This window comes from Micrococcus sp. HMSC31B01 (assembly GCF_001816085.1).
GTDB classification, from domain to species: domain Bacteria; phylum Actinomycetota; class Actinomycetes; order Actinomycetales; family Micrococcaceae; genus Micrococcus; species Micrococcus luteus.
The window spans coordinates 1-22,200 of record NZ_KV825099.1; the positions used below are offsets into that span (position 1 = coordinate 1).

Below are 22,200 nucleotides of genomic sequence, written 5' to 3' on the forward strand. Positions count from 1 at the left end.
CCTGCGCGCCGCCCTCGCCGAGCACGCCGACGAGCTCAACGCCCAGGCCCGGGCCAAGGGGGCCCGCCTGCGCGAGCGGATGGCCGCCGACCGCTGATGTCGCCCGCCACCGGATCCGTGCCCGCCGGTCACGCGCAGCCCGACCCGCTCCGAGATCCACGCGTCGCCTCCCCCACCGAGCGCACCCGCCGGGCGCTGATCCTCACCGCCCTGACCCTGCTGGTCCCCGGCGGCGCCCAGCTCGTCGCCGGCAGCCGCCGGCTCGGCCGCGTGGCGCTGCGGGTCACCGTCACCGTGTGGGCCGTGCTGATCCTCGGGCTGCTGTGGTGGCTGGTCTCCCGCGCGAGCCTGATCTCGCTCATGGCCCGGGACGGCGTGCTGCTCGGGCTGGCGGTGGTCCTGGCGGCGCTGGCGGTGGGCTGGGCGGTGCTGTGGGTGGACACGTTCCGGCTGATCCGGCCGCACCTGCTCGCCCCCGGCGCGCGGAAGATCACGGCGGCGGTCACCGCGCTCGCGCTCGTGCTCACCAGCGGCGCCCTGCTCTACGGCGGCTGGGCGGCGAACACGAGCCGCGGGGCGCTCGGCGAGGTCTTCCAGGAGGGGCCGGCCGTCCCGGAGGCCGAGGGCCGCTACAACATCCTGGTCCTGGGCGCGGACGCCGGCGAGGGCCGCCAGGGGCTGCGCCCGGACTCCATGCACGTGGTCTCCGTGGACGCCCGCACCGGCGCCATCGTGATGTTCTCCCTGCCCCGCAATCTCCAGAACGCGCCGTTCGTCGAGGGCTCCCCGCTGTGGGACGTGTACCCCAACGGCTTCGACTGCGGCGACGAGTGCATCCTCAACGCCCTCTACACGGACGTGGAGGAGCATCACGCAGACCTCTACCCGGACGCCGAACACCCCGGCGCCGAGGCCATGAAGGACGCCGCCGGCGGCATCCTCGGCCTGGACGTCTCCGGCTACGCCCTCATGGACATGGGCGGCTTCGCCCAGCTGATCGACGCCATGGGCGGGGTGGACGTCGTCAGCGGCGGCTACGTGGTGCACCGCGGCGTCCGGCCCGACGGCGCCTGGGGCAACATCTGGTGGGAGCCGGGCACCCACCACTTCAACGGCGACGACGCGCTCGCCTTCGCCCGCTCCCGGCACTGGTCCACCGACTACGCCCGCATCCGCCGGCAGCAGTGCATGCAGGCGGCGATGCTGGAGCAGTTCAGCCCCGCCACCGTGCTCACCCGCTTCGAGGGGATCCTCGCGGCGGGCCAGCAGATCGTGACCACCGACCTGCCGCAGTCCCAGCTCGGCACGTTCGCGGACCTCGCCGAGCGCTCGCGCGGCCAGAAGATGCGGCGGCTGACCATCGGCCCGCCCGACTTCGGCGACACGGGCACCCACTTCACCACCTACCCCGACTACGACCTCGTCCACCGCCGCGTGGACGAGATGCTGGCCGATGAGTCCGCAACCGCCGGATCGGAGCCGACCGGGGTCTCGGCGACGCCGCTGCTCACCGTGCTGGCCGTCGTCGCGCAGGAGACGCAGACCCCCGACGTCGACGAGGACGACCCGGCCACGTGGCCGGCCCCGCCGACCCGCTCCGACGGCGAGCCCTTCACCGCCGAGGACCTGATGACGGCCGAGGACCTGGGCCAGGAGGACGTGCTGAACCACGCGTCCTCGACGAACGGGCTGTGCGTCCCCGCCCCGTGAGGCGCGACGCGCGGGCCGACGGGCTGACCTAGGCTGGGCGCATGCACGTCCTGAAGCCCGTGATCCGTGACTACGCCTGGGGCTCCCCCACGCTCCTCGCCGACCTGCAGGGACGCGAGCCCACCGGCCGCCCCGAGGCCGAGCTGTGGCTGGGCGACCATCCGAGCGCCCCGTGCGTCGCCGTCGTGGCGGACGGTGCCCACGTCGGCCTGGACGAGGTGGTGGCCGGGGACCCCGAGCACTGCCTCGGGCCCGCCGCACCGGAGGGCCGTCTGCCCTTCCTCATGAAGCTGCTCGCCGCGGGCGCCCCGCTGTCCATCCAGGCGCACCCCACCCTGGAGCAGGCCCGCGCGGGATACGCCGCGGAGGAGGCGGCCGGCGTGCCGGTCGGCGCCCCGCAGCGCAACTACAGGGACGCGAACCACAAGCCGGAGATGCTGCTCGCGCTGACCCCCTTCTCGGCGATGTGCGGCTTCCGCTCCCCCGAGGTCTCCTCGGACAGCTTCGAGGCCCTGGCCCGCGCCCTCACGGAGCGGGCGGACGGGGACACGTCCGCCGTCGCCGTCGCCGCCGCCCGGATCAGCCAGGCCCTCGCCGCCGGGGACCTCGAGGACGCGTTCACCTCGATCCTCGACCCGGACTCCGTGTGGGGCGCCCCCGGCGCCGTGGCGCAGGTCGTGGACGTGCTGCGGGCCGCGCCGGACCTGGCCGAGCGCGACCCCTCGCTGGCCACGGCCCTCGAGGTCGCCCAGCACCACCCGGACGACCCCGGCGTGGTGGTGGCCATCCTGCTCAACCGCGTGGACCTGGCCCCGGGTCAGGCCATCCATCTGCCCGCCGGCAACGTGCACGCGTACCTGCACGGGCTGGGCGTGGAGGTCATGGCGGCCTCGGACAACGTGCTGCGCGGCGGGCTCACCCCGAAGCACGTGGACGTGCCCGAGCTGCGCCGCGTGGTCACCTTCGAGGCGCTGCCGGTGCCCTCCACCGAGCCCGAGCGCGTGGCCGACTCCGTGGTGGCCTTCCGCCCGCCGTTCGAGGAGTTCGAGCTGCTCCAGGCCACGCTCGAGGACGACGCCGTCCACGGGCTCGACGTGCACGGGCCCGGGATCGCGGTGGTCACCCGCGGCACGGCGAGCCTGGCCCTGGCAGGCCAGGAGATCGAGCTGGGCCCGGGCGAGGCCGTGTTCCTGCCCGCCGCGGAGACGGCGTCCGGCCCGCTGGCCGTCCGCGCCGCGGCCGGCGCCCCGGCGACGGTGCACGTGGCCGGCCTGCCGCGGGGCTGAGCCCGGCAGACCGGCCCGCGGGCTCAGCGGGCGTCGCGGTCCCCCAGCCACTTGGACCACTTCTTCACGTCGTGCTCGGCGTCCACGGTGCGGACCGTGCCGGACGACGAGCGCATCACGATGGACTGCGTGTGCACGCGGCCGTCGGCGAAGCGCACACCGCGCAGCAGGTCGCCGTCGGTGATGCCGGTGGCCGCGAAGTAGCAGTGGTCGGAGGTGACCAGCTCGTTCGTGGTCAGCACCGCGTCGAGGTCGAGGCCGGCGTCGAGGGCCTTCTGCTTCTCGGCGTCGTTGGTGGGGGCCAGGCGGCCCTGGATGATGCCGCCGGTGGCCTTGATCGCGCACGCGGTGACGATGCCCTCGGGGGTGCCGCCGATGCCCATCATCATGTCCACGCCGGTGCCCGGGCGGGCGGCGGCGATGGCGCCGGCGACGTCGCCGTCCAGGATGAACTTCACGCGGGCGCCGGCCTGGCGGATCTCCTTGACCAGGCCCTCGTGGCGGGGGCGGTCCAGCACGCACACGGTCACCTGCGAGACGGGCTTGTCCAGGGCCTTGGCCACGAGGTTCACGTTCTGCTTCACCGGCAGGCGCATGTCCACGAAGTCGGCGGCCTCGGGGCCCACCACGAGCTTGTCCATGTAGAACACGGCCGACGGGTCGAACATGGTGCCGCGCTCGGCCACCGCGAAGACGGAGAGCGCGTTGTTGTAGCCCATGGCGGTCAGGCGGGTGCCGTCGATCGGGTCCACGGCCACGTCCACGGCGGCGCCGGAGCCGTCGCCGACCTGCTCGCCGTTGAACAGCATGGGGGCCTCGTCCTTCTCGCCCTCGCCGATCACCACGGTGCCGTCCATGGCCACGGTGTCCATGAACGCGCGCATCGCGTCCACCGCGGCGCCGTCCGCCTTGTTCTTGTCCCCGTAGCCCACCCAGGGGCTCGCGGCGATGGCCGCCGCCTCGGTCACCCGCACCAACTCCATGGCCAGGTTGCGGTCCGGGACGTGATTCTCGTAGCCGGTCTTCTCCGAGGACGCGCTGGTCATCGCTGCTCCGATCCTTGCTCGCGGCGCTCCGTCCGCACGAGACGGGGCGTGAGGGCGGCTCTGCCCCGGTCCTCATCCTACGGGGGCGGCCTCCCGTGGGTGGCACAATGCTGACCGTGAGCTCCGCCGACCCCCACGCCCCCGCCCCCCGTCCCGTCCTGACCGCCACGCAGGCGCAGCGGGCCCGGCAGCCGTGGATGGCCATGGTGCTCTCCCTGGCGGCTCTGCTGGCGATCGTGGCCGTGGTCCTCCTGCTCAACCCGGAGCCGCCGCAGCGGCCCCGTGAGGACCGCGTCGACGTCGCCGCCGAGGCCGCCACGATCCCCCACGACGACGGCGACCTGCCGGCCCTGGCGCCCGAGGTACCGGAGTCCTGGTACGCCAACTACGCCCGCCTGCAGAAGCTGGACGGCGTCTCCACGTGGGACGTCGGCTGGGTGGTCACGGACACGGTGTTCGCGGGCCTGCAGCAGGCCGAGGACGTCGACCCCACCTGGGTGAGCCTGCGGGTGGACCAGGTCCCGACGTCGGAGACGATCGAGATCGACGGGATCGCGTGGGACCTCCACGCCGATCCGAAGAAGCCGGAGCGACGGCTCGTGGCGGAGGTGGACGGCAGCACCGTGGTGCTGACCACCACCGGCGACCAGGCCGTCCTCGAAGACCTGGCGCACGGCGTCGCGAAGGAGACCCGATGACCCCCCACACCCGCCCCGAGACGACGCCGGCCCCCGACGTCGTCGTCCCCACCTCCGACCTGACCCCCGCCGAGGCGTGGGAGGTCCTCGCCGAGGGCAACCGCCGCTTCGTGGCGGGCGAGCCGAGCCACCCGAACCAGAACGCCGAGCGGCGCAGCGACCTGACCGCCGGTCAGGCCCCGGTCGCCGTGATCTTCGGCTGCGCCGACTCGCGCCTGGCGGCCGAGATCATCTTCGACCTCGGCCTCGGCGACGTGTTCGTGGTGCGCACGGCCGGCCACGTGATCGACGACGCCGTGCTGGGCTCCATCGAGTACGGCGTGGACGTGCTGGAGATCCCGCTCGTCATCGTCCTGGGCCACAACTCGTGCGGCGCCGTCACGGCGACGGTCGAGTCCTACATCTCCGGCACCATGCCGCGCGGCTTCGTGCGCCCCCTCGTGGAGCGCATCATCCCGTCCGTGCTGGCCGGGCGTCGCCGCGGGCTGGAGGAGGTCGACGAGTTCGTGGCCGAGCACGTGGACCAGACCTGCGACCACCTCCTGGAGACCTCGCAGTCCGTCCGCGCGGCCGTCGAGTCGGGGCGCACCGCCGTCGTCGGGCTCACCTACTCGCTGTCCGAGGGCACCGCGAAGCCCGGCCGCGTGCTGGGGGACCTCGAGGTCTGAGGCCGCCGACCCGTCAGGAGTCCACGAGCGTCACGGAGAACGAGTAGCGGGAGGCCCGGTACACGTGGCGCCCGTACTCCACGACCTTGCCGTCGTTGCTGTAGGCCGTGCGCTCCATGGTGAGCAGCGGAGCCCCCTCGGCCTCGTCGAGGAAGTCCGCCAGCTCCTCGTCGGCCACGGTGGCCCCGATGGTCTCGTGGGCAAGGACCGTGGTGATGCCCCGCTCCCGCAGGCAGGCGTAGAGGCCCTTCTCCACCAGCTCGTCCCGGCTGGGGGCGTTCCGTGCCGGTAGGACGTTGCGCATCACGGCGAGGGGCTCCCCCTCGGCGGAGCGGATGCGCAGGATCTCGAGCACCTGCTCGCGGGCGCCGAGCCGGAGGATCTCGCGCTCCCGGGCCCCCGGGCGGCCCAGCCGGTACTCGACCACCTCGGTCTGGGGGTTCTTCCCCGCCCGCCGGAGGTCATCCGCCAGGGAGGTCAGCGCCACCTGCCGGCTCATCGGGGCGCGCACCACCTGGGTGCCGACGCCGCGCTTGCGCACCAGCATCCCCTTGTCCACGAGCTCCTGTATGGCGTGGCGGACGGTGGGGCGGGACAGGCCCAGCCGCTTGGCCAGCCCGAGCTCGTTCTCCAGGGGGGAGCCGGGCTGGAGGCGGCCGTCGCGGATCGCGTCCTCGATGGCCCGCGCCAGCTGGAGGTACAGGGGGGTCGCGGCGTCGCGGTCGACGGCCAGCTCAAGAACGGACGCGGGTCCGTCGACATCTGCCACGGTCATTCCTCACTCGTCTGGTCCTGGAGGGGCGGTGATGCGCCCTCCCCCGCCGTCCCCACCCGACGGGCGGGTCGGTCACCGCCCCCTCTGGATATCACACGGTCCAGCGGCCCGGGGCGGGGACCCCGGGCCGCTAGACCGTGGCGTGTGCCGCCCGACCCGTCTGGGACGGGCTGCGGCGATCCGTGACGCCCTCGGGTCACACCCCGGTGCCGGAGGGCTGAGGCATGTGCCGCAGGTGGATCGCACCTGTCGTGACGTCCTCCTCCAGCTGCTCCAGGGTCTGGCCCCGGGTCTCCGGCACCCACTTCAGGGAGAAGAAGAACGCGACCACGTTCAGCGCTGCGAAGAGGAAGAATGAGCCAGACAGCCCCACCGTGGCGATCAGCTGGGGGAAGAACAGGCCCAGGAGCGCGTTCGAGGTCCACAGGACGAACACGGACACGCCCATCGAGAACGCGCGGATCTTCTGCGGGAAGATCTCCGAGAGCGTGACCCACGTGGCCACGTTGAGGAAGAGCTGCATCGAGCCGACGAACAGGGTGATCAGCAGGAGCAGGAGGAAGGGCTTCATCGCGCTGTCGTTCGGCACCAGGACGGCGGCGAGGCCGATGAGCACATGGAAGAGGGCCACGAGACCGTAGCCCCACAGGAAGGTCTTGCGGCGGCTGACGCGGTCGATGATCCTCAGCGCGATCACGGCGCCGACGACCGCGATCACCGCGGGGGCGATGCTCGCGATGAGCGCGCCGTTCCGGGCGAATCCGGCGTCCTCGAGGACACGCTCGCCGTAGTACATGATCGAATTGATGCCGGTGGTCTGCTGGAAGAACGCGAGGCCGCAGCCGATGAGCAGGATCTTGCGGAGGTTCTTGTTCGCGAAGATGGCCCCGGCGCCGAGCGAGGCCTCGCGCGATTCCTTGCGGCGGGACTCCTCGATGACCGCCAGCTCCGCGGCGGCGCGCCCCTCCGGGCGAATCTGCTCGAGGACGCCGAGGGCCTGCTCCTCCCGCCCCTGGGCCATGAGCCAGCGCGGGGACTCCGGCAGTCGGCTCAGCCCGAGCAGCAGCAGGAGTGCCGGGATGCCGGCGAAGGCGAACATCACCCGCCAGATCCCCGGGAACTGCGCACCCCAGAGGTTGCCGAGGATGGCGTTGATCACGATGGCCAGCAGCTGGCCGATCACGATCATCATCTCGTTGCGGCCGGCGAGGGATCCGCGGATCTCGTACGGGGCGAGCTCGGCGAGGTAGACCGGGATCACCACGGAGGCCGCGCCGACGGCGAAGCCCAGGACGATGCGGCCGGCCACGATGAAGCCCAGGTTGGGGGCGGGGACGATGATCGCCACGCCCCCGAGGAACAGCACGGCGAGGAGGAGGATGGTCCGCTTGCGACCGATGGCGTCCGAGAGACGGCCTCCGGTCAGCGCGCCGACCGCGGCCGCGAAGAGCAGTGCGCTCACCGCGACACCGAGGTCCAGCGGTCCGAGACCGAGGTCCTCGGTCATGAAGCCGCCGGCTCCGTTGATGACGCTCGTGTCGTAGCCGAAGAGCAGGCCGCCGAGCGTGGCGATCAGCGCGACGACGCCCAGGCGCTTCTGGTAGTGGCCCGGCGTGAGCGGCGGAAGCGTGTCGCTCTCCCCGGAGGAGATGAGGGGTGCCCCGTGGGACATGGGTGGCTCCTTTGTCGGTCAGCGGGACCCGCACGCCACGGGCCTCCCCGACGGGGACGGCCCTGCACGACGTACGGATCGATGCTGGAGTGGTGGTGCTGAGGCTGCGGCCGTCGCGGGATCCGCGGCGGCCATGACGCCGCGTCGTCAGGGACGGGGCTGCACGGTCACGGGGACGAACCCCGCCGTGGTGAGGGAGATCTCTGCCGCCTCGCAGACGGCGGCGGCGAGGTAGCCGTCCCATGCGGTGGCGGAGCGGGGGGCGACACCGGCACCGGACTGCACGGCCGCGATCCAGGCCTGGACCTCGGCGTCGTAGGCGGCGGCGAAGCGCGGGACGAAGGAGTCCGGGATCGTGCCGCCCCACTGGCCGCCGGGCTTCTGGGTGGTGACCCGGGCGACGCTGTGGCCGATCGTGGAGATCCCCTCGGAGCCGAGGACCTCGGCTCGCACCTCGTAGCCCGACGCCGTGTTCACGTACAGCTCGTCAGTCACGATCCGGCCGGACGCGGTGCGGAACAGGAAGATCATGGGGTCGTGCTGACCCGGCTCGGCGCGCGGACCGGCCAGCGGCAGGATCGTCTGGACCTCCACCACCGGCTCCTCGAGGAAGAAGCTGATGGCGTCCACTTCATGCACAGCCGAGTCGTGGACCATCATCCTGTCCACGAAGCCGGCCGGCGTGTGGGCGTTGCGGTGCTTGAAGTTGATCACGCTGACCTGGCCGAGCTCGCCGGCGTCGAGGGCGTCCTTCAGCTCCGCGTACTCGGCGTCGAAGCGGCGCATGAAGCCGACGGATACGGACGACTTCCCGGCCGCCCGCTCGGCCTCCACCACGGCATACGCGTCCTGGGGGTTCATGGCCAGGGGCTTCTCGCACAGCACGGGCTTGTCCGCGGCGATGCAGGCCAGCACCTGGCCCTTGTGGAACATCCCCGGGCTGGCGATCAGCACGGCGTCGACGTCGTCGGCGGCGATGAGCTCCTCGGCGGTGTCCACCACTCGACTGCCGGGGACGGAGGCGCTGAGCTCTTTCGCCTTGTCACGGAAGTAGTCGGTCAGGACGCTGACCCGGGCACCCTTGATGCGCTCGGTGATGCGGGCGACGTGGTCGGCACCCATCTGGCCGACGCCGATCACGCCGACGCGGACGTCCTGGGGCAGGGGCGAGGGGGTGTGGTTCATGGAAGGTCTCTCTCTTCGCGTGGCGGGCGGCGTTGCCCGCGACGGGGTCACCAGGTGCCGCGCACCCAGGTCTGGTCCGGATGGTCCGTGATGTGCCAGGCCCGCTCCGGAGCGGGGCCGGCCATGACGTTGAGGTAGTACATGTCGTGCCCGGGCGCTGCGGCACAGGGTCCGTGCCACCCGTGCGGCACGAGGACGACGTCGCCGGCCCGCACCTCCGCCAGGATGTCGAGGGGACGGGCCGGGTCCGCGGAGGTGGTCTGGTGGTACCCGAAGCCCGGCCCTCCCGTAGGGGACGGGGCGATCTCGTAGTAGTAGATCTCCTCCAGCTCCGACTCCGGGTGCTCGGGGTCGTCCACCGTCTCGTCGTGCTTGTGCGCCGGGTAGCTGGACCAGTGGCCTCCCGGGGTGATGACCTCACAGGCGATCAGGGAGTCACAGGCGTCGAAGGAGCCGACGGTGCCGAAGTTGCGCACCTGGCGCGTCATGGCCCCTCCCCCGCGGGTCTCCACCGGGATGTCCTCGACGCGGATCAGGGCAACCGGGTGGGCGGCGTCCGCGACGGCCAGGGCGAGCGCGAAGCGGCCCCCGGACTCGCTTGTCACGGTGAGGCGGGAGCCGACGGGCGCGTAGAGCACGTCCGTGGGGCCGGCGAAGACGTCCGGACGGCCCCGCAGCGCGTAGCGGCCCGCGCCCTCGACCCCGTCACCGGTCTCCACGTCCACGGTGCACGCCCCCTGCAGGGGCACCACCATCGCCTCAACGCCTTCGGCGGTCCACGCCTCGGACTGGCCCGGGGCCAGGGCGAGCACCCGCAGGCCGGTGTGGACCCAGTCCTGGCGCGCTCCCGGATCCACGACGGTGTCGAACGCGCCCCGGGCCGTGGAGCCCGCGGGCAGATGCAGATCGTTCACGATGCGCTCCTCGCCGGCCGCTCAGCGGCCCATCATCTCCACCGCGGTGCGGACCGCGGCGGTGACGTCGTCGTTCTGGGGGTACAGCAGGGTCCGGCCCACCACGAGCCCGCGCACGTTGGGGCGGTCCAGCGCGGCCTGCCACATGGCGCGGACGCTCTCCGGGTCCTGGCCCACGGGGTCGCCGCCGAGGATCACGGTGGGCAGGGTGGTCGCGTCCATGACGCGCTCCATGTCCGGCACTGCTGGCACCTTCAGCCACGTGTAGGCGCTCGTCGTGCCGAGGCCTTGGGCGATGTGCATGGACGTGATGACGCCCTCCGGCGTCAGGTCGTTGACGACCTTCGTGCCGGGACCGCCCGGGCGAGAGCTCATGAACGGCTCCACCATGGCGATCAGTTCGTGCCGGGCGAGGTCGTTGACGGCGTTCGCGGTGGCCTCGAGGGTGAAGGAGGTGCGGTCGTCCGTCAGGTCGATCCGGGTGAGCATCTTGCCGCCGTCGAAGCCGGCGGCCGCGATGGACGCGGCATCGTACGCGGTGAAGCGGTCCTCCATCTCCCAGGACGCGCCCTGCAGCCCGCCGCGGTTCATGGACGCGAAGACGATCTTGCCCTCGAGGGCGCCGAGCAGGAGGAGGTCCTCCAGGACGTCGGCGGTGCCCAGCACCCCGTCCACGCCGGGCACCGCGAGGGCCTCACGCATGCGGTCGAGCATCTCGTTGCGGCTGGCCATCGCCGTGGGCCGGCCGCCGGCGCCGAGCGCACCGCGGGCCGGGTGGTCCGCGGCGATGATCATCATCGAGCCGTCGGTGTCGGCGACGGTGCGCCGGCGGCGCTGGGCCGCGAGCTGGGCGATGCGCTGCGGCTCCTCGACCCGCACGCGGGTGATGTCCTCGTAGGTGGTGACGAATCCGCTCATCAGTGGGCCTCCCGGTCCGTGACGCCCCGGTTGCGCAGGGCGGTCAGCATTTCTTCGATGGTCTGTCCGTGGTTCGGGTCGCCGCCCGCGATCAGGAGGTCGATCTCCTCCGTGGTGGGCATCGCCGTCGAGCACTCGAGGCGGGTGGTGACGATCGCGCCCGCCGCGTTGCAGCGCATCAGGATGGTCTCGAGGTCCTGCCCGGCGAGCAGCCCGTGGCACAGGGAGCCGCCGAAGCTGTCCCCGGCGCCCAGGCCGTTGATCACCTGGATCGCGTTCGGCGCCACCTCCACGCGTCGGTCCCGGGTCTTGCCGAGCACGCCCTTGGGGCCCATCTTGACGATGGCGAGCTCGACGCCGGCGTCCAGGAGCGCGTCCGCGGCGCGCTCCGGCTCGGTCTCGCCGACGGCGACCTCGCACTCCTCCTTGTTGCCGACGGCGACGGTGGTGTACTGCAGGGCCTCGCGGTAGCACGCGCGGGCGTCCTGCACGCTGTCCCAGAACATGGGCCGGTAGTCCAGGTCGAACACGGTGTGGGTGCTGCGACCGCGTGCCTCGAGCGCGGCGAAGTGGGCCGCACGGCTGGGCTCCGCGGAGAACCCCGTGCCGGAGAACCAGAACAGCGGCACCGCGCGGATCGCGTCGAGGTCCAGGTGCTCCGGGGCCACCTGCAGGTCCGGGGCGCTGGGCCGGCGGTAGAAGTACAGGGGGAAGTCGTCCGGCGGGTAGATCTCACAGAACGTCAGGGGCGTGTTCAGGTCGCCGTCGCGCACCACGAACCGGCTGGACACGCCGAGGCGCTCCATCTCCTGCACCACGAAGCGGCCGAAGGGATCCTCCCCCACCCCGGTGATGACGGCGGGGGTGTGGCCCAGCCGCGCGGCGGCCACGGCGACGTTGGTGGGGCTGCCGCCGAGGAACTTCCCGAAGCTGGCGACCTCCTCCAGGCCCTTGCCGATCTCCAGCGGGTACAGGTCCACCCCGCTGCGGCCGAGGGTGATGATGTCGAGATCAGGTGTGGTCAATGGCTTTCTCGCCTCTCTGCGTCCATGCGTCGTCTCCAACCGGAGCCGGAGATCGGGGGTCGGGCCGATGTGATGTACATCATGTTGCCACCCCTCCGAGACTTTGTCCATACATAGTTACTCGCTTGTCACCCGATCCTTCCCATCTCCGCCGAGTCCCCGGCGCGTCCCCCCGAGCGGCCCTCAGAGCTCCCTGGTGAGGAACTGGGCACACCCGTGGCCGGACGGCCAGTCCTCGCGCTCGCTGCCGGTCTCAGACACGATCAGGTCCGCCGGCCCCACCAGGCCCACGGCGCGCGGGTGCATGGTGAGCGCGGCATAGCCGGCCTGCCTCTGCTCCGCGGCGTAGCCCTGCGGGGGATGAGGACGGGCGGCTCGGTGGTCCTCCCCTTCGGCGGCGGTGGCGTCAGACGCCGGCGATGCGGGCGGCCTCGAGCAGGGTCCGGGCCCCGCGGCGCAGCCCCTCTTCGCGCCCCAGGGCCGCGTCCTCGTGCTCGATGTTCACGGCGGCGTCGGGGTTCGCCGCGGCGACGGCGGCCAGGAAGCGGGACCAGTACGCGGCGTCGTGCCCCTCCCCCAGCGCCACGAAACGCCAGGCCGGGTCCTGCGGCCAGGTGCTGCAGTAGTGGCGCACGCCCACCGGCACCCGCTGCGCCGGGTCCTCCGGCACGGGGTCGAAGGCGGTGTCGAGCACCCCGCGCACGGCCACATCGGGCAGCACGGCCGTGTCCTTGGCGTGCACGTGCAGGAGGTGACTCCCCAGTCGCTCGATGCAGGCGATGGGGTCCATCTGCTGCCAGAAGAGGTGCGAGGGGTCGAGATTGACGCCGATGCTCGTGGGCTCCACGCGCGCCAGGAACTGCTCGAAGGTCAGCGGGGAGAACACGAGGTTGCGCGGGTGCAGCTCGAAGGCGATGCGCACCCCCGCGGCCTCGGCGAGGGCGTCCATCTCCTTCCAGAAGGGCACCGCCACGGACCACTGGTACTCCAGGGTCTCCAGGTCGATGCCGTTCCACGGGTTCACCACCCAGCTCGGGCGGCGCGCCCCCTCGTCCGACCCCGGGGTGCCGGACATCGCCACCACGTCCCCGACGCCCAGCAGCCCCGCGAGCTCGATGGTCCGACGGAGGTCCTCCGCATGGCCGACACCCTCCGTGGGCAGGGGGGAGAGCGGGTTCCCCGAGACGATCAGGCCGTTCAGCGCCATGCCCCGCACGGCGAAGGCTTCCAGGAAGGCCGAACGCGCATCCGCACTGGCGAGGAGCAGGTCCACGGGCACATGCGGCGCCGGGAGAAGCCGCCCGTGTTCACCTCCGCCCCGGTGAGGCCGAGGGAGGCGAGGAGGTCCAGGGCGGCCTCGAGAGGACGGTCCTGGAGGCAGGCGGTGTAGGCGCCATACGTGAGGGCCATGGGTGGGCTCCTTTCTGGAGCGGGGCGGTGGTCGGCGGGTCAGTCGATGGCGACGGCGGCGCCTCCGGAGGCCGCCGAGCGCGCGACAGCGTCCAGGATCCGCATCTGCCGGTAGCCGTCGGCGAAGGTCGCGCAGGGGAGAAGCGCCTCCTCTCCGGTGATCCCGGCGACCTGCTGGAGGAATGCGTGCGCCTGATAGGTGAACTGGGAGATCTGGTCGAGCCCGACGCCGGGGAAGGCCATGGACGAGCCCCGCGCGAAGTACGGGAAGGAGGGGTTCGCGAGCACCTGGCGGAAGCCGCCGAGCCCGTCCGGGCTGCTTGCGTCAGCGAGGCGGAGCTCCCCAGTGCGCGCGAGGTCCCAGGCGGCCGTGCCCCGGGTGCCGAGCGCCGTGAGCTGCATCGAGTTCGGATGCCCGAAGGCGACCCGGGAGCAGGAGAACGTGCCTGCCTCGCCGCTGGCGAACCGCGCGGTGAACGTCGCGACGTCGTCGTTCTCCACCGCCGCCAGGGGCGCGTCCTCCCCAGCCGCGACGCCGCGGCCGCCGGCGACGACATCCGCGGCCACGGGGCGCTGCCTGATCGTCTGCGTCAGCTGCGCGCCGGAAACCTCCGCGATCGGGCCCATGACGAACTCGGCTGAGTCGACCAGATGCGAGCCGACGTCGCCCAGCGCCCATCGGCCCCGTGTACCGCCAGGCCATGGGCACGCGGGGGTCGGCGCCGTAGTCGCACCAGTACCGGGCGTCCAGATGGGCCACGTCACCCAGGAGGCCCTCCCGGGCGAGGCGCGCGAGCTGGGCGACCCCGGGATTGCGCCGGAACGTGTAGCCGGTGGCGAGGACCAGGCCGGGGTGACGGGCCTCGAGGTCCGCCATCTCGCGGGCGCTCTCGAGCGTGTCCGCCAGCGGCTTCTCACACAGGACGTGCTTGCCGGCCTCGGCGAGGGCGACCGCGATCTCCCGATGCAGGGCGTTGCCGACGACGATCGACACGATGTCGACCTCGGGATCCTCCACGACCTGCTGCCAGGAGCCGTAGGCCTTCTCATACCCGTAACGCCGGGCCGCATCCTCGGCGAAGGGGGTGTGGGCGTCCGCGATGGCCCGCAGGCGCACCGGCGGCAGGCCGAGGTGGTAGACAGTGTCGGCCTGCCGCCAGGCGTTGGCGTGGGTCTGCCCCGCCATGCCGGCGCCGATGACGGCCACGGAGAGCTGCTGGATGGTCATGGGGTCCTCTCATCAGGGGCGGGCGGTGGGCCCGGAGGGCGCGGAGAGTCCGAGCCGAGCACCGAGGCGTGAGCACTCTCGTGTAACGACAAATTCGACGCCACTGGGCCGCGTAATGTGACGTGGATCATACTGATGCGGGGAGGCTAACACACACCACTGGCCGATCAAGCAGGAAATTCGGGCACTTCGCACCGGAGGGCTTTGACGGCTGGCGCCGCCACGACCCCGCCTCTTGTCCTGACAAATGCTTGACACGGGCAGGCCGGCAAGCCATGCTGAATATGTCCCAGCTCACTCTCGCGGACATCTGCACGCAGACATCTGCCCTACGGAGGTCTCATGAACGCCCCACCCGCCGAGCCCGGCACACCCGCCGAGGCGCCGCGCACGATCCGCCTCACCGTCGGTCAGGCGCTCGTCCGGTTCCTCTCGGTGCAGTACAGCGAGCGCGACGGTCTGCGGCAGCGCCTCATCCCGGACGCCTGGGGCATCTTCGGCCACGGCAACGTCGCCGGCGTCGGCCAGGCGCTGCTCCAGAACGCGGTGGAGCCTGCCGAGGGGGAGAACCCCCTGGTCCTCCATCAGGGACGCAACGAGCAGAACATGGTGCACACCGCCGTCGCCTTCGCGCGCACGACGAACCGCCTGCAGACCATGGCCGTCACCCCGTCCATCGGCCCGGGCTCCACGAACATGGTCACGGGCGCCGCACTGGCCACGATCGACCGCATCCCCGTGCTCCTGCTGCCGAGCGACGTGTTCGCCAACCGCGCCGTGGACCCCGTCCTGCAGCAGCTCGAGGACGAGCGCGCCATGGACGTGAGCGTCAACGACGCCTTCCGCCCGGTCTCGCGCTACTTCGACCGCATCTGGCGACCCGAGCAGCTGATACCCTCTGCGCTCGCCGCCATGCGGGTGCTGACCGACCCCGCCGAGACCGGGGCCGTGACCCTCTGCCTGCCCCAGGACGTGCAGGCCGAGGCCCACGACTGGCCGGTGGAGTTCTTCCGCGAGCGCACCTGGCACGTGGCCCGCCCCGTCCCGGAGCCGGCCGCGCTCGAGCGCGCCGTCGAGGTGCTCCGCACCGCCGAGCGCCCCGTGATCGTCGCCGGCGGCGGCGTCATCTACGCGGAGGCGAGCGCTGAGCTCACGGCCCTGGCCGAGGCCACGGGCATCCCCGTGGTGGACACGCAGGCCGGCAAGGGCGCGATCAACGGCACCCATGAGCTCTCCGCCGGCGGCGTCGGCTCCACGGGCAACGACGCGGCCAACACCCTCGCCGCGGAGGCGGACGTGATCATCGGCGTCGGCACCCGGTACACGGACTTCACCACCGCCTCCCACACCGCGTTCCGCAACCCGGACGTGCGGTTCGTGAACATCAACGTCAAGGCCTTCGACGCCGCGAAGCACTCGGCCACCATGGTGGTGGCCGACGCGCGGGAGGGCATGACTGCCCTGACCGCGGCCCTCGAGGGGTACCGCACCGAGGAGGCGTACCGCACGCACGTGGCGGAGCTGAAGGCAGCGTGGGCCGAGCGCTCGGCCCCCTGCTTCGCCCCGCACGACCAGGAGCTGCCCGCGCAGACGGAGATCTTCGGCGCGCTGAACGCGATGATGGGCTCCGAGGACATCGTCATCAACGCCGCCGGCTCCATGCCGGGCGACCTCCAGGCGCTCTGGACCGCCACGAGCCCCGTGCAGTACCACCTGGAGTACGGGTTCTCCTGCATGGGGTACGAGATCCCGGCCGCCCTCGGCGCCAAGATGGCCCGGCCGCAGAGCGAGGTCGTTGCCATCGTCGGGGACGGCACCTACCAGATGGCCCCGCAGGAGATCGCCACGATCGTGCAAGAGGACGTCAAGGTCGTCCTGGTCGTCATCCAGAACCACGGCTACGCCTCGATCGGGGCGCTCTCGGAGTCCCTCGGCTCCCAGCGCTTCGCCACGAAGTACCGGAACCGCAACGCGGAGACGGGCCTGCTCGACGGCGGCCACGTCCCCTTCGACATCGCCGCGAACCTGCGCAGCTACGGCATCGAGGTGGCCGAGGTGCGCAGCACGGAGGACTTCCGAGCAGCCTACCGCGCGGCCGAGCAGAACCCCATGACGAACGCGATCGTCGTCGAGACCGATCTCCACGGCCCCCACCCCCCGGGCATCGGCTGGTGGGACGTGCCCGTCTCCGAGGTCTCCCGCCTCGAGTCGACCCGCACAGCCCGCGTGACGTATGAGCGAAAGCGGAGCGCGCAGCGCCACTACCTGTGACCGTCCCCCGCACGCCGCACCAGGCGTGCAGCCCTGCACGAACGACGAATCATCCTGAGGAGTACAGCATGACCAGCAACGTCACCCACTGGATCGACGGCGCGGAGCTCACCGGCACGGGCCCCACGCAGCCGATCCTCAACCCGGCCACCGGCGAGGAGATCGGCACCCTGCAGATCGGCGACGCCGCCACGGTGGACCAGGCGGTGCAGGCCGCGGCCGCTGCCCAGAAGGACTGGGCACGGGCCTCTCTGTCGAAGCGCACCCAGATCCTCTACCGCATGCGCGACCTCGTGATCGCGCACACCGACGAGATCGCCGAGGTCATCTCCCGTCAGCACGGCAAGACCGTCGCCGACGCCAAGGGCGAGATCGCACGCGGCCTCGAGACCCTGGAGTTCGCCACCTCCATCACCCAGGACCTCAAGGGCGGCTTCTCGGCGAACATCTCCACGGACGTCGACGGCCACACCACGCGTCAGCCCCTCGGCGTGGTGGCGGGCATCACCCCGTTCAACTTCCCGGCCATGGTGCCGTTCTGGATGCACCCGATCGCGATCGCCACCGGCAACGCGTTCATCCTGAAGCCTTCCGAGCGCGACCCCGAGGCCTCGAACATCGTCGCCCGCCTGTACCAGGAGGCCGGCCTGCCGGACGGCGTCTTCCAGGTGGTGCACGGCGGCAAGGACGTCGTGGACGCCCTCTGCGAGCACCCGGGGATCTCCGCCGTGAGCTTTGTGGGCTCGACGCCGATCGCCAAGCACGTGCACGACACCGCCTCCGCCGCGGGCAAGCGCGTGCAGGCCCTGGGCGGGGCCAACAACCACGCCGTGGTGATGCCGGACGCCAACATCGAGTTCGCCGCCGCGCAGGTGGCCGCGGGCGCCTTCGGCTCCGCCGGCGAGCGCTGCATGGCCGTCCCGGTGGCCGTCACCGTGGGCGCCGCCCACGACGACTTCGTCACCGCGATAACGGCCGAGGCGGAGAAGATCACCGTCGGCCCCGGCAGCGACCCGGCCACCGACATGGGCCCGGTCATCACGCCCGAGGCCCGCCAGCGCGTCATCGACTGGACCACCGAGGCCGAGCAGGCCGGGGCGGCCGTCGTCGTCGACGGCCGCGACCTCGTGGTGCCCGGCCACGAGAACGGCAACTTCGTGGGCCCGATCGTGCTCACCGACGTCCCCCGCGACGCCCGCGCCTACAAGGACGAGGTGTTCGGCCCGATGCTCGTGGTGATGCACGTGGACACCCTGGACGAGGCGATCGACCTGGTGAACTCCTCGCCCTACGGCAACGGCACGGCGATCTTCACGGCCTCCGGACATGCGGCGCGCCGCTACCAGGAGGAGGTCCAGGTGGGCATGATCGGCGTCAACGTGCCGATCCCCACGCCCGTGGGCTACTACTCCTTCGGGGGCTGGAAGGACTCGCTGTTCGGCGAGCACCACGCCCACGGCCCGGAGGCCGTCTCCTTCTACACCCGTCAGAAGGCGATCACCACCCGCTGGCCGGAGCCGGACACCCGTGTCGCCGCGTCCATGAACTTCCCGACGCACGACTGATCAGGAGACCCCTCCCATGACCGCAGCACCGGACCGCTCTCGCAACCCCGAGGCGCCCTACGACAAGCTGACCATCGGCGTCTGCCCCGACCAGTGGGGCGTCTGGTTCCCCGAAGACGAGAAGCAGATCCCGTGGCGCACCGCCCTGGCCGAGATGGCCGAGGCCGGGTTCAGCATCATGGAGACCGGCCCGTGGGGCTACTTCCCCCAGGACGCCAAGGAACTCCAGTCCGTGATGGACGAGCACGGCTTCCGCGTCGTCGCCGGCACCGGCTGGGGCATCCTCCACAAGGAAGAGGCCTGGGCCGAGACCGAGGCGACCTTCCGCGCCATCGCCGAGACGCACGCGGCCGTGGGCGCTGAGTACATGGTCCACCTGCCCCCGCTCTACCGCGACGACAAGACGTGGGAGTTCGTCGACCAGCGCGAGCTGACCGGCGACGCCTGGCGCCTGTACGTGGAGAACGCTAACCGGCTGGGCACCCTGCTCAAGAAGGACTACGGGCTGCAGATGGTGCTGCACCCGCACGGCGACTCCCACATCGAGACGCCCGAGGAGATCGCCCGGATCTTCGAGGCCACGGATCCCGACGTGGTGAGCTTCTGCCTGGACACGGGACACATCGTGTACGGCGGCGGCGATCCGATCCAGATGATCGAGGACTACCCGGAGCGCATCGGCTACGTCCACATCAAGGCCTTCGACCCGGGCATCACCCGGGAGGCCCACGAGAAGGACTGGCCCTTCGGGGAGGCCGTCGCCAAGGGCGCCTCGGTGCGCCCACCGGCGGGGCTGCCGGACATGAAGGACCTGATCGACAAGCTCGCCACGCTCGACCGCGAGCTGTACGTGATCTGCGAGCAGGACCTGTACCCCTGCGACCCGTCCCTTCCCCTGCCGAACGCCATCAAGACCCGCGAGTTCCTCGCAGAGTGCGGCCTCGGCCTGAAATGAGCCCCGCGTGCCCGGCCCGGCCTCCCCGGGCCGGGCATGCGCCGCCCTCCCTCCCCGGCCCTCTGCGGCCCCCGACCAGAAATGAGGAGGACCATGGTCAAGGTCCTGCTGGATCCCTCGATGTACCACCCGCGGCTCAGCGTGGCGCAGGAGCTGCACAAAGCCGCCGAGCTCGGCTACCGGTACCTCGAGCTCTCCCCGCGCGCCGACTTCCACGAGTGGCACCACTACCCCAAGGTCGACCGTCACCAGATCGCCGAGGTGCGCCAGGCGATGAAGGACTCCGGCGTGAAGATCTGGTCCTTCAATCCGGTCTTCGACTGGGCCAGCCCCGATGAGCAGGAGCGTCAGGCGCAGGTGCGCAACTGGACGCGCCTGCTCGAGATCGCCGACGCCCTGGAGGTGCCCCTGATCGCCACCGAGTTCTCGGGCGACCCGACCCGGCCGCGGGCGAGCGAGCACCAGTTCTACCGCTCCATGGAGGAGCTCGTCCCGGTCTTCGAGAAGTACGGGCTCGAGTGCACCGTCGAGGCGCACCCCTACGACTTCGTGGAGGACAACGACCGCGCGGTGCAAATCGTGCGGGGCGTGGACCGCGACTGGTTCAACTACCAGTTCTGCTTCCCCCACGCCTTCCACCTCGGACGGGGCGCCCGCGACGTGGGCGAGATGCTGGACTACGCCGGCGAGCGCCTGCGGCACCTGCACATCGCGGACGTCTGGGACCACACCGCCCACGTGGGCAACCGCTACATCGTCAACCCGCCCGGGGCGGACGTCCGCGTCCACCAGCACAACGAGATCGGCCAGGGCGAGATCGACTGGGACCGGGCCTTCTCCTCACTGCGCGAGCGCGGGTACAACGGCGCGGTCTCCGTGTGCGTGTTCGGCTGGGAAGAGGACGCCGACGCGATCCATCGCCGGATGCGCGGGCGCATCCTGGACGAGATGGGCGGGGAGTGAGCGCCCCGGTGCACGCGGCGGGACAGCCGCGGGAGATCGGCGTCGCCGTCGTCGGCCTGGGATGGATGGGCCGGCTGCACACCGCCTCGTACCAGCGCATGCCGATGCGGTATCCGGAGCTCGGGATCCGACCCCGGCTCGTGGTCGCCGTTGACCCGCTGCCGGAGAACCAGGAGGCCGCGGTCTCCCAGTTCGGCTTCGGGCGGGCCGCGGCGGACATCGCGGACGCCCTGGCGGATCCCGCGGTGGACGTGGTGTCCATCTGCTCGCCGAACTTCCTGCATCGGGAGCTCGCGGTGCGCGCCGCGCAGGCGGGCCGGCCCTTCTGGATCGAGAAGCCGATGGGCGTGAGCGCGGAGGAGTCCCGCAGCATCCTCCAGGCCGCCCAGGACAACGGGGTGGCCACGGCGGTGGGGTTCAACTACCGGCATGCGCCCGCCGTGGCGCATCTGCGTTCCCTGGTGGCCGCCGGGCGGCTGGGGCGGATCACCAACGTGCGCTGCTGGCTCTACGCCGACTACGCCTCCTCGCCGCACGGCCCGCTCACGTGGCGGTACGACCGGCAGAAGGCCGGCAACGGCGTGATCGGGGACCTGCTCTCCCACGGGATCGACCTGGTGACCCACGTCGTCGGCGGACGGGTGGCGGAGGTGTGCGCGCAGACCGACGTCTTCATCCGGGAGCGGCCGATCCCACTCACGGCCGGCGTCGGCCACGGGGGCATGGTGCTCGGGGACCAAACGGGCCCGGTCCACAACGAGGACTGGGTCGCCTCGCTGGCCCGCCTCGAGGACGGCACCGCGGTCACGCTCGAGGCGAGCCGCGTGGCCCGCGGGCACCGCAGCGACTACGCCCTCGAGGTGTACGGCACGGAGGGCTCCGCCCGGTGGTCCTTCACGCGCATGAATGAGTTCGAGGTGATGATCGGCGAGGGCGGGCAGGAGCACGGCTACGTGACCGTGCTGGCCTCCGAGGGCCACGGCGACTACGGCCGCTTCCAGCCCGGCCCGGGCATCCCCATGAGCTTCGACGACCTCAAGACCGTCGAGTGCGCCCAGTTCCTCTCCGACGTCGTCCACGGCACGCATCAGGCGCCCACCGCCCAGGACGCCCTCTCTGCGGCCCTGGTGGGCGAGGCGATCGGCCGCTCGGCCGCCCGGCGCGCGTGGGAGCAGGTGGAGCCGGTAGGCTGACGCCGGCGGCCGCCGCAGCTCAGCGCCGAGCGGCGGCCAGCTCGTCGTCCACGAGGGTCCGGCCGGACACGCGCAGGCCCGTGAGCGCCATCAGCACCCCGGAGCCGGCCATCAGGACGAGCGCGACGGTCCAGCCGCCCGTGGCCTGGTGCACCAGGCCGACGACGAACGGGCCGATCGCGGCCAGCACGTAGCCCAGGGGCTGCACGAAGCCGGACAGTCGCGCGGTGACGTGCGGATCCCGGCTCAGGGCGGGCAGCAGCGCCAGCACCGTGGGGAACGCGAAGCCGCCCAGGCCCAGGATGAGGGCCCACACCCATGCCCCGGCCACGGGTGCGATCAGCAGGCCGAGGTAGCCGACGGCCGTCACCAGGCCGAACGCCACGATCCACGGCACCAGGGAGCGGGAGCGGCTGATCACCGTGGGCATCAGGAGCGACCCCAGCACGCCGCAGGCCGAGATGACCGCGACGACCGAGCCCGAGGTGCCGGCCGCCAGCCCGGCGTCGCGCAGGACCTGCGGCAGCCAGGCGAACTGAACGTACGCGTTCATGGACTGCAGGCCGAACACCACGGTGAGGGCGATCGCGGACGGCGAGCGCAGCAGCGAGGGCCCGCGGCTGCGGCCGTCGTCCACCGCCGGGAAGTCGCGACCGGTGCGCCGCACCACCAGCACCCACGCCGCCACGGGGGCGAGCGCGACCACGGCCCACGCCCC

General features: G+C 71.9%; 19 protein-coding genes and 2 pseudogenes. 9 read left to right on the top strand and 12 right to left on the bottom strand.

Annotated elements, in window-relative coordinates; all coding sequences use genetic code 11:
- Window positions 1–117: 117 nt before the first annotated feature.
- Complete coding sequence (locus HMPREF3105_RS05685; protein ID WP_246830337.1) at window positions 118–1,710, top strand: LCP family protein; 1,593 nt, start codon at window positions 118–120, stop codon at window positions 1,708–1,710.
- A gap of 41 nt (window positions 1,711–1,751) precedes the next feature.
- Window positions 1,752–2,996: a mannose-6-phosphate isomerase, class I gene (gene manA / locus HMPREF3105_RS05690; protein ID WP_070708948.1), complete on the top strand. Its 1,245-nt coding sequence runs from the start codon at window positions 1,752–1,754 to the stop codon at window positions 2,994–2,996.
- 23 nt (window positions 2,997–3,019) lie between these two features.
- On the opposite strand, the gene glpX is transcribed toward manA, so the two are convergent.
- Window positions 3,020–4,042 carry a class II fructose-bisphosphatase gene (gene glpX / locus HMPREF3105_RS05695; protein WP_070708949.1) on the bottom strand — a complete coding sequence of 341 codons (1,023 nt, stop codon included), beginning with the start codon at window positions 4,040–4,042 and terminating at the stop codon, window positions 3,020–3,022.
- A gap of 107 nt (window positions 4,043–4,149) precedes the next feature.
- On the opposite strand from glpX, the gene HMPREF3105_RS05700 reads away from it, so the two are divergent.
- Together HMPREF3105_RS05700 and HMPREF3105_RS05705 are read left to right on the top strand one after the other, a co-directional pair.
- Complete coding sequence (locus tag HMPREF3105_RS05700; protein ID WP_002854501.1) at window positions 4,150–4,740, top strand: DUF4245 domain-containing protein; 591 nt, start codon at window positions 4,150–4,152, stop codon at window positions 4,738–4,740.
- Entirely contained in the window at window positions 4,737–5,408 is a 672-nt protein-coding gene (locus tag HMPREF3105_RS05705) for a carbonic anhydrase (protein WP_070708950.1), read from the top strand. Before HMPREF3105_RS05700 ends, HMPREF3105_RS05705 begins: the two co-directional genes overlap by 4 nt.
- Before the next feature lie 13 nt (window positions 5,409–5,421).
- On the opposite strand, the gene HMPREF3105_RS05710 is transcribed toward HMPREF3105_RS05705, so the two are convergent.
- The 10 genes and pseudogenes from HMPREF3105_RS05710 to HMPREF3105_RS13495 form a co-directional block, all read right to left on the bottom strand.
- On the bottom strand, window positions 5,422–6,183 hold the full coding sequence (locus HMPREF3105_RS05710; protein ID WP_070708951.1) for a GntR family transcriptional regulator: 762 nt from the start codon (window positions 6,181–6,183) through the stop codon (window positions 5,422–5,424).
- Between the two features lie 196 nt (window positions 6,184–6,379).
- Window positions 6,380–7,855 carry a sugar porter family MFS transporter gene (locus HMPREF3105_RS05715; protein ID WP_070708952.1) on the bottom strand — a complete coding sequence of 492 codons (1,476 nt, stop codon included), beginning with the start codon at window positions 7,853–7,855 and terminating at the stop codon, window positions 6,380–6,382.
- Between the two features lie 147 nt (window positions 7,856–8,002).
- Window positions 8,003–9,040: a Gfo/Idh/MocA family protein gene (locus tag HMPREF3105_RS05720; protein ID WP_070708953.1), complete on the bottom strand. Its 1,038-nt coding sequence runs from the start codon at window positions 9,038–9,040 to the stop codon at window positions 8,003–8,005.
- Window positions 9,041–9,087: 47 nt separating this feature from the next.
- A complete protein-coding gene (gene iolB / locus HMPREF3105_RS05725) occupies window positions 9,088–9,954 on the bottom strand; it encodes a 5-deoxy-glucuronate isomerase (protein WP_070708954.1) in 867 nt (288 codons plus the stop codon).
- Window positions 9,955–9,975: 21 nt separating this feature from the next.
- Entirely contained in the window at window positions 9,976–10,872 is an 897-nt protein-coding gene (locus HMPREF3105_RS05730) for a Cgl0159 family (beta/alpha)8-fold protein (protein WP_070708955.1), read from the bottom strand.
- Entirely contained in the window at window positions 10,872–11,897 is a 1,026-nt protein-coding gene (gene iolC, locus HMPREF3105_RS05735) for a 5-dehydro-2-deoxygluconokinase (protein WP_070708956.1), read from the bottom strand. The genes HMPREF3105_RS05730 and iolC overlap by 1 nt, the downstream gene beginning before the upstream one ends.
- A gap of 406 nt (window positions 11,898–12,303) precedes the next feature.
- Complete coding sequence (locus HMPREF3105_RS05740) at window positions 12,304–13,104, bottom strand: sugar phosphate isomerase/epimerase family protein (RefSeq protein WP_246830338.1); 801 nt, start codon at window positions 13,102–13,104, stop codon at window positions 12,304–12,306.
- A complete protein-coding gene (locus HMPREF3105_RS13485) occupies window positions 13,095–13,307 on the bottom strand; it encodes a hypothetical protein (RefSeq protein WP_246830339.1) in 213 nt (70 codons plus the stop codon). Before HMPREF3105_RS13485 ends, HMPREF3105_RS05740 begins: the two co-directional genes overlap by 10 nt.
- Window positions 13,308–13,346: 39 nt before the next feature.
- On the bottom strand, window positions 13,347–13,934 hold the full coding sequence (locus HMPREF3105_RS13490; protein ID WP_245231887.1) for a Gfo/Idh/MocA family oxidoreductase: 588 nt from the start codon (window positions 13,932–13,934) through the stop codon (window positions 13,347–13,349).
- A gap of 277 nt (window positions 13,935–14,211) precedes the next feature.
- A pseudogene (locus HMPREF3105_RS13495) lies at window positions 14,212–14,535 on the bottom strand (Gfo/Idh/MocA family protein); the annotation flags it as partial.
- A 342-nt stretch (window positions 14,536–14,877) separates the two neighbouring features.
- On the opposite strand from HMPREF3105_RS13495, the gene iolD reads away from it, so the two are divergent.
- From iolD to HMPREF3105_RS05770, 5 genes are all read left to right on the top strand, one after another.
- The gene (iolD, locus tag HMPREF3105_RS05750) at window positions 14,878–16,806 is read left to right on the top strand and encodes a 3D-(3,5/4)-trihydroxycyclohexane-1,2-dione acylhydrolase (decyclizing) (RefSeq protein ID WP_070708957.1); all 1,929 of its coding nucleotides are present in this window, start codon (window positions 14,878–14,880) and stop codon (window positions 16,804–16,806) included.
- Between the two features lie 68 nt (window positions 16,807–16,874).
- Window positions 16,875–18,371 carry a CoA-acylating methylmalonate-semialdehyde dehydrogenase gene (locus HMPREF3105_RS05755; protein ID WP_070708958.1) on the top strand — a complete coding sequence of 499 codons (1,497 nt, stop codon included), beginning with the start codon at window positions 16,875–16,877 and terminating at the stop codon, window positions 18,369–18,371.
- Window positions 18,372–18,387: 16 nt separating this feature from the next.
- A complete protein-coding gene (locus HMPREF3105_RS05760; protein ID WP_070708959.1) occupies window positions 18,388–19,326 on the top strand; it encodes a TIM barrel protein in 939 nt (312 codons plus the stop codon).
- 93 nt (window positions 19,327–19,419) lie between these two features.
- Complete coding sequence (locus HMPREF3105_RS05765; RefSeq protein WP_070708960.1) at window positions 19,420–20,289, top strand: sugar phosphate isomerase/epimerase family protein; 870 nt, start codon at window positions 19,420–19,422, stop codon at window positions 20,287–20,289.
- Window positions 20,286–21,482, top strand: coding sequence for a Gfo/Idh/MocA family protein (locus HMPREF3105_RS05770; RefSeq protein ID WP_256375209.1), 1,197 nt, complete (start codon window positions 20,286–20,288; stop codon window positions 21,480–21,482). Before HMPREF3105_RS05765 ends, HMPREF3105_RS05770 begins: the two co-directional genes overlap by 4 nt.
- 19 nt (window positions 21,483–21,501) lie before the next feature.
- On the opposite strand, the pseudogene HMPREF3105_RS05775 reads toward HMPREF3105_RS05770, so the two are convergent.
- Window positions 21,502–22,200: pseudogene (locus HMPREF3105_RS05775) on the bottom strand (MFS transporter); the annotation flags it as partial.

Excerpts from the sequence above, each read along its gene's own strand:
- manA (WP_070708948.1), top strand. The coding sequence starts at position 1,752 with ATGCACGTCCTGAAGCCCGTGATCCGTGACTACGCCTGGGGCTCCCCC.
- glpX (WP_070708949.1), bottom strand. The coding sequence starts at position 4,042 with ATGACCAGCGCGTCCTCGGAGAAGACCGGCTACGAGAATCACGTCCCG.
- HMPREF3105_RS05700 (WP_002854501.1), top strand. The coding sequence starts at position 4,150 with ATGCTGACCGTGAGCTCCGCCGACCCCCACGCCCCCGCCCCCCGTCCC.
- HMPREF3105_RS05705 (WP_070708950.1), top strand. The coding sequence starts at position 4,737 with ATGACCCCCCACACCCGCCCCGAGACGACGCCGGCCCCCGACGTCGTC.
- HMPREF3105_RS05710 (WP_070708951.1), bottom strand. The coding sequence starts at position 6,183 with ATGACCGTGGCAGATGTCGACGGACCCGCGTCCGTTCTTGAGCTGGCC.
- HMPREF3105_RS05715 (WP_070708952.1), bottom strand. The coding sequence starts at position 7,855 with ATGTCCCACGGGGCACCCCTCATCTCCTCCGGGGAGAGCGACACGCTT.
- HMPREF3105_RS05720 (WP_070708953.1), bottom strand. The coding sequence starts at position 9,040 with ATGAACCACACCCCCTCGCCCCTGCCCCAGGACGTCCGCGTCGGCGTG.
- HMPREF3105_RS05730 (WP_070708955.1), bottom strand. The coding sequence starts at position 10,872 with ATGAGCGGATTCGTCACCACCTACGAGGACATCACCCGCGTGCGGGTC.
- HMPREF3105_RS05740 (WP_246830338.1), bottom strand. The coding sequence starts at position 13,104 with ATGGCGCTGAACGGCCTGATCGTCTCGGGGAACCCGCTCTCCCCCCTG.
- HMPREF3105_RS13485 (WP_246830339.1), bottom strand. The coding sequence starts at position 13,307 with ATGGCCCTCACGTATGGCGCCTACACCGCCTGCCTCCAGGACCGTCCT.
- HMPREF3105_RS13490 (WP_245231887.1), bottom strand. The coding sequence starts at position 13,934 with ATGGGCCCGATCGCGGAGGTTTCCGGCGCGCAGCTGACGCAGACGATC.
- iolD (WP_070708957.1), top strand. The coding sequence starts at position 14,878 with ATGAACGCCCCACCCGCCGAGCCCGGCACACCCGCCGAGGCGCCGCGC.
- HMPREF3105_RS05755 (WP_070708958.1), top strand. The coding sequence starts at position 16,875 with ATGACCAGCAACGTCACCCACTGGATCGACGGCGCGGAGCTCACCGGC.
- HMPREF3105_RS05760 (WP_070708959.1), top strand. The coding sequence starts at position 18,388 with ATGACCGCAGCACCGGACCGCTCTCGCAACCCCGAGGCGCCCTACGAC.
- HMPREF3105_RS05765 (WP_070708960.1), top strand. The coding sequence starts at position 19,420 with ATGGTCAAGGTCCTGCTGGATCCCTCGATGTACCACCCGCGGCTCAGC.